Genomic DNA, 15,132 nt, shown 5'->3' with positions numbered 1-15,132 from the left:
AGGAGTGTAACTGGTATGAATCAGGATATTAATATTAAAAAACTGCGGATTAACTGCTTTCGCCAGTCCAAAGTCCCCGGACAGTTTATGCTGCAGATGAGGGTTCCGGGAGGTTTTATTGATTCCTCCTACCTTTCAGTGATTGAGCATATTGCGAAGACTTGGGGGGATGGGAACTTTCACTTTGGAACGAGGCAGACGTTTGACATAACCGGCATTCCTTATGAGAATGTTCCGGCCGTGAATGCTTATTTGGAAGACTATATCAAAGAGGTGGATGCAAAGCTTTGCCAGGTAGATATGGACACAGTATCGCATGAGCCTCAGGAATGGGATCCAAAGAGCGGATACCCGACAATCGGTGCACGGAATATTACGGCATGTATCGGAAATTACCATTGTATCTGTGGAAACTGCAATACATATGAACTGGCGAGGAAGATAGAACCCATTATATTCCCTAGCCATTATCACATTAAGATTAATATTGCGGGATGCCCGAATGACTGTAATAAGGCACATTTGTGCGACTTTGGAATCATTGGGGTGGCGCGTATGGTTTATCACCCAGAACGCTGCATTGGCTGCGGCGCCTGTGCACGCACATGTGAAAAGGCATCTACCAGAGTGCTGAAACTCAATGAGGATACCGGAAAGATCGAGAAGGATGCCTGCTGCTGCATCGGTTGCGGCGAGTGCGTCAGAGCATGTCCAACCAGTGCATGGACCAGAGAGCCCACGAAGTATTACCGCGTAATCTTAGGCGGCAGGACAGGACGCCAGACTCCGCGTACCGGCAAGATGTTCCTGAACTGGGCAACAGAGGATGTAGTCCTCTCAGTTCTTAGCAACTGGCAGAAGTTCTCCGCATGGGTTATGGACTATAAGCCGGAATATCTTCATGGCGGCCATCTGATTGACCGTGCGGGTTATAAGAAGTTTAAAGAAATCATTCTGGACGGGGTGGAATTGAATCCACAGTGTCTTGTGGCAGAGGATATTTTCTGGGATGAGACAGAATACCGTTCGAACTTTAATGTGAAGCCTCTGGGCATGCATCAGACGGCAGGGCCGGCTGAGTAAAACTTTATGGATGGGGGACGCGAATGGCGAGGTGAGCCCGGAACCTGGCGGAGCAATGTCTGCTGGTGAAATCTCCTGACACTTCGCGAAGAAGCTGTAGAAGAAAACGGAACGGAAAGGTAAGGCAAAATTCTGCCCTCCCTTCCCGTTCCGTTTTCTTCTACAGCCTCTAACGCTTGCTTTATGGAGCCGCGCCGGGACAGATGGCCGTCGCAATATCCTGATTTAGGGGCAGATGGCTGTCCCTATTATATTGCGTCCTCAACCAGTGGCAGAATTTTACCAGAACCTCTCCATGTACTTTACAGCCTTCATCGGCTCCAGACCAAATTTGTCTGCCACCTTAGCTTTCGTTTCTTCCCTGGAAAATTTCATTTTATAGCAAAACTCTATCAAAATCTGTATTCCTTCTTCATGACCTTCCTGTCCATAGTTATTATAAAAAAACGCTTGACTTGTTTAAACAAGTGTGATATAAAATGATTAAAGAAACTTGTTTGAACAAGTTAGGCAGCGACAGGGCAGACAGTGAATAAACAGATATGTAAAAGCAAAATCTAACAGATGTTAAGATTAGGAGGAAGAGTAATGGGCAGATATGCAGAGGACGCAAAAGAGCTTTTGGAACTGGTCGGCGGAAAGAAGAATATCGCCGCGGTTTCTCATTGTATGACGAGAATGCGGTTTGTTTTGAACGATCAGTCTAAAGCGGATGTGAAGAAAATCGAAGCCATGAAGGTTGTAAAGGGCAGTTTCACGCAGGCAGGACAGTTCCAGGTCATTATCGGGAACGCAGTGGCGGATTTTTACAATGATTTTGTTGCGGTTGCCGGAGTCGAAGGGGTATCCAAGGATGCTGTGAAACAGGCGGCGAAGAGCAATCAGAATCTCCTGCAGCGCGCAGTGGCTGCGATAGCAGAGATCTTTGCGCCTCTGATACCGGCGATTATTGTGGGAGGTCTGATCCTGGGGTTCCGCAACTGTATCGACAGTCTCTACCTGTTTGAAAACGGAACCAAAACGCTGTGTGATATCAGCCAGTTCTGGTCCGGAATAGATAATTTTCTCTGGCTGATCGGCGAGGCGGTATTCCATATGCTGCCGGTGGGAATTTGCTGGTCAGTGACCAAAAAGATGGGTACCACTCAGATGCTGGGAATCGTTCTTGGTCTGACGCTGGTTTCAGGCCAGCTTCTGAATGCTTACTCCGTGGCGTCCACGGCAGCAGCAGACATTCCGTTTTGGGATTTTGGATTTTTTAAGGTAAACATGATCGGATATCAGGCACAGGTGATACCGGCAATTCTGGCAGCATTTACCCTTGTATACCTGGAAAAATTTTTCCGGAAGATTACGCCGCAGGTGATCTCCATGATCGTAGTACCATTCTGCAGTCTCGTGCTGGCTGTGATTGCAGCACATTTTATACTGGGACCGGTTGGCTGGAAGATAGGCTCAGCCATTTCAAGTGTCGTATATGCGGGAATTACCGGTTCGTTCAAGGTTGTATTCGGGGCGGTCTTCGGATTTGTCTATGCGCCGCTTGTTATTACCGGGCTTCACCATATGACGAATGCCATTGATCTGCAGCTGATTGCGGATTACACCGGAACTATGCTGTGGCCGATGATCGCACTCTCTAATATTGCACAGGGTTCTGCAGTACTTGGGATGATCTTCCTGCAGAGAAAGAATGCGGAGGCACAGGAAGTGAATGTACCGGCATGTATCTCATGTTATCTGGGCGTAACAGAGCCGGCGATCTTCGGTGTAAACCTGAAATATCTCTTCCCATTTGTATGCGGTATGATAGGTTCCGCCTGTGCGGCAGTTATCTGTGTGGCCACCGGAACAACGGCAAATGCGATCGGTGTCGGGGGAATCCCCGGAATCCTTTCCATCAAGCCTCAATATATGCTCTCCTTTGCTGTATGCATGGTGATTGCGATTGTAGTACCTTTTGTACTGACGATAATTGCAGGAAAGAAAAAGGGCGTGGCATCAGCCGGAAACAAAGAAGATTCCCCGGAAGTAAGGGGAGAGGATGACGGACACGTCATTCATGTGCAGGCGGAGGGAATACTGGGGGGAGATATAGATTCAGAAGAGTCTCTCACAGAAACATCCAGGGATAAGGCACACAAAGAAATGGAACTGAAGGCATTTTTAGACGGAAAAGTCCTCTCTTTAAAAGAAGTGGGAGACGGTGTGTTCTCAGAGGGAATCATGGGCGGCGGACTTGCCATTCTCCCGGAAAGTGAAACACTCTGTGCACCGGCTGACGCAAAAGTGACGGTACTCATGGAGGATTCCCGCCATGCCTGCGGCCTGACGCTGGACAATGGCATGGAATTGCTTCTTCATATAGGAATCGATACGGTGGATATGCAGGGCGATGGATTTGAATACCTGGTAAAAGAAGGCGAGGATGTTACAACAGGAACCCCTCTTATTAGATTCAGCAGGGAGAAGATAAAAGCTGCGGGCCATCCGGACGTGACGGTTTGCATCATTACTGGAGAAGGAGATGCAAAAGAGATCCAGTATCATACGGGAGGCCGGGCAGCATCAGGTGAAACGGCGGTTGTAACCTATTGGAATTGAATGCGGCAGGATGAAACAGACATAATGAGAGCAGGCAAATAAGGATTAGAAAAAACGGAGGCATGAAACATGGCAGATTTTAAAAATAAAATAGTGTACCAGATCTACCCCAAATCTTTCAAAGACACGAACCGGGACGGAGTTGGAGATCTGTGCGGAGTCCTGGAAAAGCTGGATTATCTGCAGGAACTGGGCGTAGATTATCTTTGGCTGACACCATTTTTTGTGTCGCCTCAGAATGACAATGGCTATGATGTGGCGGATTATCGGAACATCGATCCACTGTTCGGAACAATGGAAGATCTGGAGAAACTGATTGCCGGGGCGGACAGGCGGGGGATTGGCCTGATGCTGGATATGGTATTCAACCATACTTCCACAGAGCACGAGTGGTTTCAAAAGGCGCTGGAGGGTGATCCAGAGTATATAGATTATTATATTTTCAAAGATGGCTCCCCGGAGAAAGCGCCCACGAACTGGAAGTCCAAATTCGGCGGCTCCGCATGGGAATATGTGCCTCATCTTGAAAAATGGTATCTTCATCTGTTCGATGTAACACAGGCGGATCTGAACTGGGAGAATCCGAGAGTAAGAGAGGAACTGAAAGAAGTCATCCGTTTCTGGAAGGAAAAGGGCATCAAAGGATTCCGGTTCGACGTTGTTAATCTCATATCAAAGCCGCAAATATTCGAGGACGATTCACAAGGGGACGGAAGAAGATTCTATACGGACGGCAGGCACGTGCATAAGTTTCTGAAGGAACTGGTTCATGATACCGGGATTGAAGATCTGGTTACCGTCGGAGAGATGTCTTCCACATCATTGGATAACTGCATCCGCTATTCTAATCCGGAAGAAAAAGAGCTTTCTATGTGCTTTAACTTCCACCATTTGAAAGTAGATTACAAAAACGGGAATAAGTGGGAGCTGATGGATCCGGATATAATGGCATTGAAACGTCTTTTTGAAGAATGGCAGACCGGGATGCAGAAAGCCGGAGGCTGGAACGCGGTATTCTGGTGCAATCACGATCAGCCGAGAATCATATCCCGGTTTGGAGACGATAAAAAGTATTGGAAGGAATCCGCTAAAATGCTGGCCGCGGCTATTCATCTGATGCGCGGTACCCCATACATTTATCAGGGGGAGGAATTGGGAATGACCAACGCAGGATACCGGGATATTTCCCAGTACCGGGACGTGGAAAGCTTGAATTATTATGAAATCTTGCTGTCCCAGGGAAAGAGCCATGAAGAAGCCTTGGATATCCTCTCGGCGCGTTCCCGTGATAACGGGCGTACCCCTATGCAGTGGACAGATGGGAAAAACGCAGGTTTCTCAGAGGTGTCTCCGTGGATCGGCCTGCCGGAAAATTATAATACCATAAATGCGGAATCGGAGGCGGCAGACAAAGATTCGATCCTCAGTTTCTACAAAGCGTTAATTTGTCTCAGAAAAGAAAACCCGGTAATAGCCGAAGGGGAGATAAAATTCCTGCATCAGGAAAACCCGGATGTACTGGCATATAAAAGAACACGCGGGGATGAAGAACTGCTTGTACTGTGTAACTTCAGGGACAGAGAAGTGGCGGTGGAGGAGCTTTCCCAGGAGGGGTATCATAAAGTTCTGGGGAATTATAAAGATTGCGCACGATCCCTGCGGCCATACGAGGCTGTGGTACTAGGAAGGGGCGTATAGGGGCGAAATGCTTGCGAAGTTGAATCTGAAAAGTTGCATATATATTGCAGACTTTGCCGCCCCAACAAGCTCCATGTTAATATGCGCGGCCTATGGCACATATAAAATCGCCTGCGGCGGGGAGCCGGATGCCCGTCCCATCACTTTATTGGCTCGGATGCCGTGCAGCAAGGTGCACGGCCCCGTGAACAGTAACGGCTCCATCCCTTTGCTCTAAATTTCCCATCTTGACTTTCCCCGTAGGGCAAGGTGTAAGATTAGGGTAGATTTTCTACATACCAAGAGGTGGAAAACGGATGTTAACGATTGGAGAGTTTTCTAACATATGCAAAGTGTCCACGAAGACACTGCGCTATTATGCCGAGATAGGGCTGATCCTGCCCAATGAGGTAAACCCGGAGACCGGTTACAGATATTATTCTATTGATCAGCTGGAAACGATGTTATTGATTAACCGTCTGAAATCTTATCAATTTTCTTTGGAGGAGATCGGTGAGATTCTTCAATCTGAAGAAGAGCAGGAGGCGATGCTTTATATTAGACTCTGCAGGAAGATGAAAGAGATCGGGGACCAGAGCAGAAAACTGAAAGAGACATTAGAACAGCTAAATAGTGATATTTCAAATCTGAAGGCGGGTAAATCAATGATGTCCTTCTTGGAGACGATCGATGTACAGCTTACGGAAGTGCCGGTGATGTATCTTTTGTCAATCCGGAAAATGGTGAATGAATACGAATTTTCCGAAGAATATGGAAACTGCTATCGTAAATTGTTCCGGAAGATTGAGGCGGACCGATTGACTGTGTCTGCGCCGCCTATGGTACTTTTCCACAGCGCGGAATATAGTCCCTTTGGTTTGGATACTGAATTTGCCATACCGGTGAGGGAATACGCCACCGGCACCAGGGATTTTTGCCCGGGATTGTGCCTGAAAACGGTTCTTCACGGCTCATATTCCAACCTGCCTTCTGTGTATACAAAACAGCGTGAATGGGCGGAAAAAGAAGGGTATGAGAGCAGCAATGCTTTATATGAAGTGTATGTGACGGATCCATCCCAGGTTTCGGATGAAAGCGAACTTATTACGGAAGTTTACTACCCGGTAAAAATAAAAGCAGAAAAGAGGAGAGGTTAAATGAATCTGGAAAGAGTGGCGGAATTTGAGAAGACAATAAAAACTGATTATAGCAATACGGCAGGAATCGTAGTGCTAAAAGAAGGGCAGGTCCGGTATGAAAATTATTTTAACGGATGTACTGCAAAGAGCCGTCTGCATGTATACTCCGTGACAAAAAGCATCATTTCCATATTAATCGGAATTGCCATAGAGAAGGGATGCATCAGAAGCGTCAGCCAGAAGGTACTAGACTTTTTCCCCAATTATACAGTGAAGAAACGAGAAAAAACAATCCAGAATATAACGCTTGAAAATCTGCTGACAATGACAGCGCCCTATAAATACAGGTCTGGTCCCTATGTGAAGTATTTTACAAGTGATGACTGGGTGACATTTGGGCTGGACTATCTGGGAGGACGGGGAAACATAGGTGATTTCAGATATGCGCCTCTCATAGGTCCCGATATTCTAACCGGGATTCTCATGAAAACAACGGGACAAACCGTGTTGGATTTCGCCAGGGAGAATTTATTCGGACCGCTCGGTATTACCGTGGAGCGCAGTATTACGTTCCAAAGCAAAGAAGAACAGTTTGCATTTAATAAGGCCACGGACATCAGCGGCTGGGTATCTGATCCGGCCGGTGTAAATTCCGCGGGATGGGGTCTGACCCTTTCGCCTGCAGACATGGCAAAAATAGGACAGCTGTACCTGGCCGGCGGGATCTGGGATGGCAAACAGATCGTTTCCAGGGAATGGGTAGAAGAAAGCACAAAGGAACACAGCCGCTGGAAAGAAGAGAATCTGCCCTATGGGTACTTATGGTGGCTGGTGGGTGAAAAAGAAGAGGGGTATGCAGCAATGGGCGATGGGGGTAACGTCATCTACGTGAATGCGGCAAAGAAAATTGTAGTGGCTATAACCGCCATGTTTACGCCTAAGGCGAAAGATAGAATAGAATTTATCAAAAAGTACATAGAACCGGTATTCGGTGATGAATTCGGTGAATAATGAAGCGGGCACTTTGATTCGCTTAAAGAGGGGGAACTAAACCGATAGTTCCCCTTTTTTGGCTTTCCTGTAATCAGAAGGTGTCATTCCGGTTTCCTGTTGAAATGATTTATAAAAATAGGAATGGTACTGATACCCAAGATATATCAGGATTTCATAAACGGACATATCAGTATTTACTAACAAATTTTTTGCCTTATCCATTTTTAAAGCATGCACATACTGAGAATAGTTTAAGCCGGTATACTTTTTGATAAGCCTGCTGTAATAATCAGACTGGTAATGGAAGTGGTCACACAGCTGATCTAAACTAATATCAGCTATATGGCTGTTAATATATTTTGCAACAGCCTGAAATAGTTTATTTCCCTGAAGGCGTTTGGAAAAAGTGTAGATGTCATTAGTGGTGAAGTGTTCGAAGGCATTCAGGATCCTTAATGTATGTATTTGGGCAATCCTTCCATATCCGGCTTTAGTTGATTCCATTTCACTGAATATAGCTGCAAGATTTTCTTCGATCTGTTTTGAATGGCCGGGGGTTGCATGAAGCTTTAAATAACTGACATCACTTTTAACATTACTTTTAATTAAAAAAAAATCTCGTATGTCTTTATTTGTTAAATGCTTAAAAAAATAGGAGTCTAAGATTCTACTTGTTATACAGCAGTACAATGCAATTCCCTCACTTTTGGAGCGAATGTCAAGATGAGCACACTGGGTATCGAAAATGCAAATATCATGCTCGGCTAAATGGATTGTCTGGTTTTCAATCTGTGTCGTGCGGGTGCCTTTATAAACATAGATCATTTCGAAATAATCGTGCCGGTGTAAATTATCATCTTCATTATTATTTTCCAAAAGATAAGTTTTCTGTGATACGGGCAGAGGACATGGTGAGTATGTAGACAAAAGATAGCCATTCTCCTGGGTGGGGGTACAGTATTCGATCGTCATAAAGTAGTCATAGGGAATCTGCAGGACTTTATCTATATACCCTTCCGAACTATATGGCTGCCAGGTGTGGGTCTTTTGGGTAAAGTGTAAATGCTCTGCTGCATAATTTTTCAGATTCTTTTCTTCTTCGCGTTTAAATACTTGTTCGACGTATTCTAAAATCTGTTTCAAATGCATTTCCTCCAATGCGATCGGAATATTATTATTTACTCATATTTTAACAATGCTATATGAAAAAAGCAATAAAATGTCGGATTAAAGTCATTACATCTATTGTAAAGTCGGATTATATAAATTGCGGCAGAGGCAAATAAAATCTAAGATGAACCTGTAATTAAGAGATGTAAAGAAAAAAGGAGGAAGAAAGATGGGTAAACAAATAACAGGTTCATTGCCAATGTGGAAAAAGATTGCATATGGACTGGGAAATGCAGGGGGAGGATTTACCTGGGGCACAATAACAACATTTTTATTACTTTATTGTACGAATGTCATCGGAGTCAGCGCTGCAATTATCGGGACTCTTCTAATGTTTGCAAAGGTATTTGATGGTATTACAGATATCTTTATGGGCAGGATTATTGATCTTACAAAGTCTAAGATGGGAAAAACAAGGTTCTGGTATCTGCTTAGCTGTATTCCTATGGGCGTATGCATGTTCCTGATTTTTAATGTTCCGGGATCGCTGGGAGAAGGCGCAAAAAGTGCGTGGATCTTTCTCTTTTATCTGCTGATCAGCGCTGTTTTCTATACGATGAATCAGGTTGCCTACAATATGATGCTGGCGCGTGTAACGAAGGATCAGCATGATCAGGTTACGATGAGCGGCGCGGCTATGCTGAGTGGAACAATAGGCAGTGTAATTGTAGCATCTGTTACCTCCGGTCTGGTCGAAGCATTCGGCGGCGGACAACAGGGGTGGCGGATGATTGCTTTAATTTATGCGGTTGTGGGTGTTGGGATCCTGCTAATCCCGTTTTTCACACTAAAGGAACTACCGGAAGAAGAGTTCGGATCTCCTGTTTTGGAAGCAGGTGAAGGTGTTCCGGCAGAGACGGTATCTATTTCCTTCGGAAGGACAATTATTGAATTACTGCAGAATAAATACTTCATATTAATCCTGTTATTGTATCTTGTGGGATATGCTAATTCTGGTATTATGCAATCAAGTATGGCTTACTATGCAACGTACTCCATGGGAAATGCCGGTCTTATGGGAATATTAGGAATGTGTACGACGATCCCGCTAATTCTGGGGCTTCCGTTTATGCCAAAGCTCATTGACAAACTGGGCATGCGGAAGGCTTGTGTCTATGGTACGGTTGTTTCGGTTGCAGGGTGTACTGTGGCTGTTTTAGGGCAGTTTACAGGAATGATAATACTAATTGCCGGTCTGTTAATTAAAGCGCTTGGCATGGTTCCGGGTTCTGCTACTTATACACCGTTTTTAGTAAAAGCCGATGAATATCACTTTCAAAAAAGAGGACATCGCGTTACAGGCTCTCTGTTCTCCTGTGCTACAGTAGGAACTAAGATAGGCCAGGGACTTGGAACTGCTATTTGCGGATGGATACTGACCTGGAGTGGATTTGATGGAGCAGCTGCAGTTCAGACTGCTGCCGCTAATCATGCCATTAACTTTTTATATCTTGGCTTCCCACTTATCTTTTCTATTATCACAGGGGTTATTTACGCAAATATGAAAGTAGAAAATGAAATCAGATGATCGTATTAGAAACTCGTATAGGACATTAAGAATTTGATTTTACCAGTCTTAAAAGGAGAACATTATGCTAAAAATTAAGGATTTGAAATGTATGCATCTGGTACGCCCAATAGGAATCGACAGGAATCCATATTTTTCTTGGATTTTGGAAAGCAATGAAAAAAACGTGTTGCAGCATTCATACCAGATTGAGGTGCGGGACAACGAAAACAGGATTGTGTGGGACAGCACAAGGCAGGTTTCTGAACAGTCTGTATATGTGGATTACAGAGGAGAAGCCTTAAAAAGCAGAACCCGGTATATCTGGAAAATTAGAGTAGAGGATAATCATGGAAACCAGGCTGAAGCTTTCAGCGAATTTGAAACAGCATTTCTAAAAAGGGACGAGTGGCGGGCGAAGTGGGTAAAATCGCCGTTTTCCACCGTGGAGCGTAAAGCTCATTTGGGGGAGCAGCCCTCGGCAGTGTTGTTTCGTCAGAAGGTCATGCTTGACAAAAAAGTGAAAGAGGCCAGGCTCTATGCCACCTGTCATGGCGTCTATCGGCTGACAGTCAATGGGAAACGTCCCGATGACAGAGAATTTGCGCCGGAGTGTACCGTATATAGAGACTATCTTTGCTACCAGACGTATGATGTTACAGAGTTTTTACATACGGGAACAAATATTATCGGAATGCATACGGGGGATGGCTGGTATCATGGATTTATGACAAAGGCACAGGACGAGAGCTACGATCCGGCGTATGCCATATTGACGCAGCTGGAAGTGACATACGAGGATGGAACGACGGGGTGCTTCGTTTCGGATGAAACAATAAAAGTGCAGGAAAGTCCAGTTCGGTGTTCAGATCTTTTTGCTGGTGAAGTTTATGATGCAAATAAGATGCCGTACGGATGGGAAAGCTCTGGTTTCAATGACAGCGGCTGGCAGAGTGTTATACCGGCAGATTTTGGATACGGTAATTTAAAAGCACAGTATGGACAGCCAGTGCGTCCCATCATGAAATTACCAGTTAAAAGAATGCTGACCTCACCGAAAGGCGAACGTATTATTGATTTCGGTCAGGTGATTGCCGGCCGCGTACGCCTTTATATTCAAGTACCAAAAGATACGAAAGTGACAGTGATTCATACGGAAGGGCTGGATGCAGAAGGGAATTTCTTTGATAATAATCCGACAGCTGATCAGCGAATTGAATACATCTCCGATGGAACTGCACAGGTTTATGAGCCGCACTTTACATTTCAAGGATTCCGGTATGTCATGATCGACGGAATAGAGGAATTGAAAGCAGAAGATATTACTGCGATTGTACTAAGCTCCGAAAAACAAAATGTGGGGACATTTTCCTGCTCTAATGACGGGGTAAACAGGTTATATGAGAATACACGCTGGTCACAGCATGCGAATATGCTGTCCTTACCGACCGATTGCCCGCAGCGAGAAAAAGCCGGATGGACGGGCGATATTCAGGTATATACAAAAACTGCGTTATTGAATGAAGATATTACGCCGTTTTTAACCCGATGGCTTGAAAATCTTGCCTGTGAACAAAAGAAAAATGGATCAGTGCCGTTTGTAGTACCATTGGCAGGAGCTTATATTGGACAGTATGAAATGTACGAAGAACAGTTCAGAACGCCGGACGCAGTTTCCCCTGCGGGCTGGGGCGATGCAGCTGTATTAATTCCATATTACATGTATTGCCTCACCGGTAATACCCATATCCTGAAGCAGCAATATGATTCTATGAAAAATTGGTGTAATTTTGTTCTTAGGACGGCAAGAGAAAATCGACCGGGGGATAGTACTCTTCCGCAGGAAGTTGAGCAATATCTATGGAATACCGGGCATCATTACGGAGAACATCTGATCCCAAGTTATTCCAGGGAGGGATATGGAGAAGGCACCCTGGAAGCAATACGTGTATCAACCAGATATGTGGCTCCCATTTATGGCTATTATTCTATATCTATCATGTCAGAAACAGCAAAAGTTCTCGGGAATGATGAAGATGCACAATATTATGCCAAAATGTCGGAGAACATGAAAACAGCTATTCAAAAAGGCGTATTGGACAAAAAAGGAAATATGCCGGCCGACCTCATGGGGGCATATGCAATGCCGATTTACTATGGATTAGTACCGGAAGACTTAATGAAGAAGTTTGCTGAAAACTTAGTGCGCAAGATAGAAGAGAACAATGGATGTTTGGATGTTGGCTTCTTAGGAATGCCGATCCTGCAGGATGCATTGTGTCAAATCGGACGCCGGGATCTGGCATATGATCTGCTGTTTAATGAAAAAGCGCCGTCGTGGCTGTATGAGGTAAAACACGGAGCAACAACCATCTGGGAGAGCTGGTTTGCTTTGGACGAAGATGGCACACCATTTATATCGGAGATTTATGGAATGACATTCTGCATGAGCCTGAATCATTATGCATTTGGCTGTGTGGATGACTGGATTTTCCGTAACGTAAACGGAATCAACTATGTGGAGCCGGGATTTAAAAAGATTCTGATTCAGCCGCAGTTAGATGAGCGTTTAGATTGGGCGAAACGTACCTTTAAGTCTGAATATGGGGATATCGTTTCGGAATGGGAGAAGAAAGGAAATATTTTTGAATTAACTGTAGAAATTCCCTGTAATACAAGGGCAGTTATCGTTCTTCCGGACGGTCAGAGCTATGAAAAAGGCAGCGGGGAATATCACTTCCGGACGGATGTTTCAGAAGTGTACCAGAGTACAAAAGAGGGAAGGAGATCTGTATGGTAACATCTGCATTCACATTAAAAGAAATCAGTGCATTGCCGGAATTCAAAGATTATGGATCAATCATAATACCATCGGAAGGCCCAATGTCGGAAATGACATTAAAATAATTTGCGGCTGTTTCCTGCTGGAATGCGCATAGCATGGCAGACGGATATAACCGGCTGTTGGAAATTGCAAAGGAGGGACGAAAAATATACTATCCCCTGTGGAGTAAAAACGAGATAAGTGAAGATTCTTCATTAAAAGAGCGTTTTCTGGTATCCTGCTGCGTTGGCTGCGTATTATGTGTACTTTAAAAGGACATACTAATACTGCATTGAGTAATTAACAGTGAAGGAATTAGAAGCAGTAAGCGCAGGAAAGGAAAAAATGAAATGGACTTAAGCAAGATAGAACTGGAAAGGATCGATGGAACCAAAGAGAGTATGGAGAAATATCTGGGCAACATTCTACTGATTGTCAATACAGCCAGTAAATGTGGATTCACACCTCAATATGAGGCGCTTGAAGCACTTTATAAAAAATACCATGAAAAAGGATTTGAAATCCTGGGATTTCCCTGCAACCAATTCAAGGAACAGGAACCGGAAGATGAGAGTAAAATTGCAGAATTTTGTAAAATGAACTATGGCGTTACATTTCCGCTTTTTTCAAAAATCGACGTAAAAGGTGAGAATATGCATCCGCTTTATCGGTTCCTAACAGAAAAGAAAGAATTTCAGGGATTCGATGAAGGGCATCCTTTAAGCGGAAAGCTTCACGAGATTATTTCAGCAGAGGAACCGGATTATAAAAACAGCAGTGACATAAAATGGAACTTTACAAAATTCCTGATCAACCGCGACGGAACTGTGATTGACCGGTTTGAGCCTACTGCGGATATGGAACGCGTAGAACATGCACTGGAAGACCTGTTTCCAGAAAAGGAAGTCTAACAGTAAAAAGAAAATAACGTGAGCAGCTGTGGAAAACCATAGCTGCTTCTTTTAAATTTAAGCTTTATTTCCGAATTCTATACGTGATCGGCGCGGCAGGCTTGTAAGGTTATCCGTATTTGGCACCAAAACCGCACTTTTTATTAAGACACACAATCTGAAACTTGTTATAATGATAAAAAGGAGGCGAAACTATGGAACTGCAAAAAGAGATTGTAGGTAAGGTCTTGAATTATATCGAGGATAATATTGAGAAAGAAATTAACGTAGATAAAATTGCTAAAAATGCTGGCTATTCAAAATTTTATCTTAACCGCATATTTTCCGAATGTACTGGAATTACCGTTTATAAATACCTTCAAAGTCGAAGGCTTACATTGGCTGCTGAAAAATTGATAAAATCAAACGAGCCGATTACAAAAATTGCTTATGAAGCTGGCTATGACTCTCAACAAGCATTTACACTTGCTTTTAAGCAATTATACTTATATCCGCCCAAAGTTTATAGAAGTATGGGGGTGTTTGTGCCAAAGCAAGACAGAATTTCCCTTTGTGGGAATTTCTATAACACAAGATGTAGTCTATTCATCAGTATGTTCAAGGAGATGGCAGCATGAGTACAATACCTTACGTCATTGAGCAGACGAGCCGGGGAGAACGCAGCTATGATGTTTTCTCACGTTTGCTGTCAGACAGAGTTGTTTTTCTGGGAGAAGAAGTAAGCGATACTTCTGCCAGTTTAATTGTGGCACAATTCCTCTTTTTGGAGGCCCAAGACCCAGAGAAAGATATTCATTTATACATTAACAGTCCGGGAGGTTCTGTATCTGCCGGATTTGCGATTTATGACACCATGAAATACATCAAGTGTGATGTCTCTACAATATGTATTGGTATGGCTGCAAGTTTTGGTGCATTCTTGTTAGCCGGAGGTACACATGGCAAGCGTATGGCTTTACCTAATGCTGAAATCATGATACACCAGCCGGCCATGCATGGTAACGGTATTCAAGGGCCAGCCAGCGATATAAAAATAATGTCTGATTATATGCAAAAAAACAAACAAAGATTAAACAGAATATTATCCGAAAATACAGGGCGCACTATTGAGGAAATTGAAAGAGATACCGATAGAGATAACTTTATGAGTGCCGAAGAAGCACTAAAATATGGTCTGATAGATTCCGTTATTTCCAGAAGATAGTAAAACCAGCCAAGTAATCA

Annotated in this window: 12 protein-coding genes; 11 read left to right on the top strand and 1 reads right to left on the bottom strand. The window is 44.1% G+C overall.

What is annotated here, in order from left to right; genetic code table 11:
* Positions 1–15 precede the first annotated feature (15 nt).
* The 5 genes from asrC to MWG26_RS13740 all read left to right on the top strand — a co-directional run bounded on the left by asrC (position 16) and on the right by MWG26_RS13740 (position 7,514).
* Entirely contained in the window at positions 16–1,083 is a 1,068-nt protein-coding gene (asrC, locus tag MWG26_RS13760; RefSeq protein ID WP_025657003.1) for a sulfite reductase subunit C, read from the top strand.
* A 588-nt stretch (positions 1,084–1,671) separates the two neighbouring features.
* Positions 1,672–3,687, top strand: coding sequence for a PTS system trehalose-specific EIIBC component (gene treP, locus MWG26_RS13755; protein ID WP_117440791.1), 2,016 nt, complete (start codon positions 1,672–1,674; stop codon positions 3,685–3,687).
* Positions 3,688–3,756: 69 nt separating this feature from the next.
* On the top strand, positions 3,757–5,385 hold the full coding sequence (gene treC / locus MWG26_RS13750) for an alpha,alpha-phosphotrehalase (RefSeq protein ID WP_025657004.1): 1,629 nt from the start codon (positions 3,757–3,759) through the stop codon (positions 5,383–5,385).
* A gap of 296 nt (positions 5,386–5,681) precedes the next feature.
* Positions 5,682–6,521 carry a MerR family transcriptional regulator gene (locus MWG26_RS13745; protein ID WP_025657006.1) on the top strand — a complete coding sequence of 280 codons (840 nt, stop codon included), beginning with the start codon at positions 5,682–5,684 and terminating at the stop codon, positions 6,519–6,521.
* Positions 6,522–7,514: a serine hydrolase domain-containing protein gene (locus MWG26_RS13740; protein ID WP_025657007.1), complete on the top strand. Its 993-nt coding sequence runs from the start codon at positions 6,522–6,524 to the stop codon at positions 7,512–7,514.
* A gap of 36 nt (positions 7,515–7,550) precedes the next feature.
* Here MWG26_RS13740 and MWG26_RS13735 read toward each other — a convergent pair whose 3' ends face one another.
* Positions 7,551–8,639 carry an AraC family transcriptional regulator gene (locus MWG26_RS13735; RefSeq protein ID WP_025657008.1) on the bottom strand — a complete coding sequence of 363 codons (1,089 nt, stop codon included), beginning with the start codon at positions 8,637–8,639 and terminating at the stop codon, positions 7,551–7,553.
* Between the two features lie 196 nt (positions 8,640–8,835).
* Here MWG26_RS13735 and MWG26_RS13730 point away from each other — a divergent pair, with 196 nt between their 5' ends.
* From MWG26_RS13730 to MWG26_RS13705, 6 genes are all read left to right on the top strand, one after another.
* Positions 8,836–10,194: an MFS transporter gene (locus tag MWG26_RS13730; protein ID WP_025657009.1), complete on the top strand. Its 1,359-nt coding sequence runs from the start codon at positions 8,836–8,838 to the stop codon at positions 10,192–10,194.
* Positions 10,195–10,258: 64 nt separating this feature from the next.
* Positions 10,259–12,973: a family 78 glycoside hydrolase catalytic domain gene (locus MWG26_RS13725; protein WP_025657010.1), complete on the top strand. Its 2,715-nt coding sequence runs from the start codon at positions 10,259–10,261 to the stop codon at positions 12,971–12,973.
* A gap of 140 nt (positions 12,974–13,113) precedes the next feature.
* Positions 13,114–13,269: a hypothetical protein gene (locus MWG26_RS13720; RefSeq protein WP_244062733.1), complete on the top strand. Its 156-nt coding sequence runs from the start codon at positions 13,114–13,116 to the stop codon at positions 13,267–13,269.
* 78 nt (positions 13,270–13,347) lie between these two features.
* Positions 13,348–13,908, top strand: coding sequence for a glutathione peroxidase (locus MWG26_RS13715; protein WP_025657011.1), 561 nt, complete (start codon positions 13,348–13,350; stop codon positions 13,906–13,908).
* Positions 13,909–14,102: 194 nt separating this feature from the next.
* Positions 14,103–14,525, top strand: a complete 423-nt coding sequence (locus tag MWG26_RS13710; RefSeq protein ID WP_025657012.1) for a helix-turn-helix domain-containing protein — start codon at positions 14,103–14,105, stop codon at positions 14,523–14,525.
* The gene (locus MWG26_RS13705) at positions 14,522–15,112 is read left to right on the top strand and encodes an ATP-dependent Clp protease proteolytic subunit (RefSeq protein ID WP_025657013.1); all 591 of its coding nucleotides are present in this window, start codon (positions 14,522–14,524) and stop codon (positions 15,110–15,112) included. The genes MWG26_RS13710 and MWG26_RS13705 overlap by 4 nt, the downstream gene beginning before the upstream one ends.
* Positions 15,113–15,132 lie beyond the last annotated feature (20 nt).

Origin of the sequence: Faecalicatena contorta (assembly GCF_022835095.1) — a bacterium.
In the GTDB taxonomy this organism is placed as follows: Bacteria; Bacillota; Clostridia; order Lachnospirales; family Lachnospiraceae; genus Faecalicatena; species Faecalicatena contorta.
The sequence above is the reverse complement of the archived record's forward strand: the minus strand, read 5'-3'. Positions and strand labels throughout refer to the sequence as shown.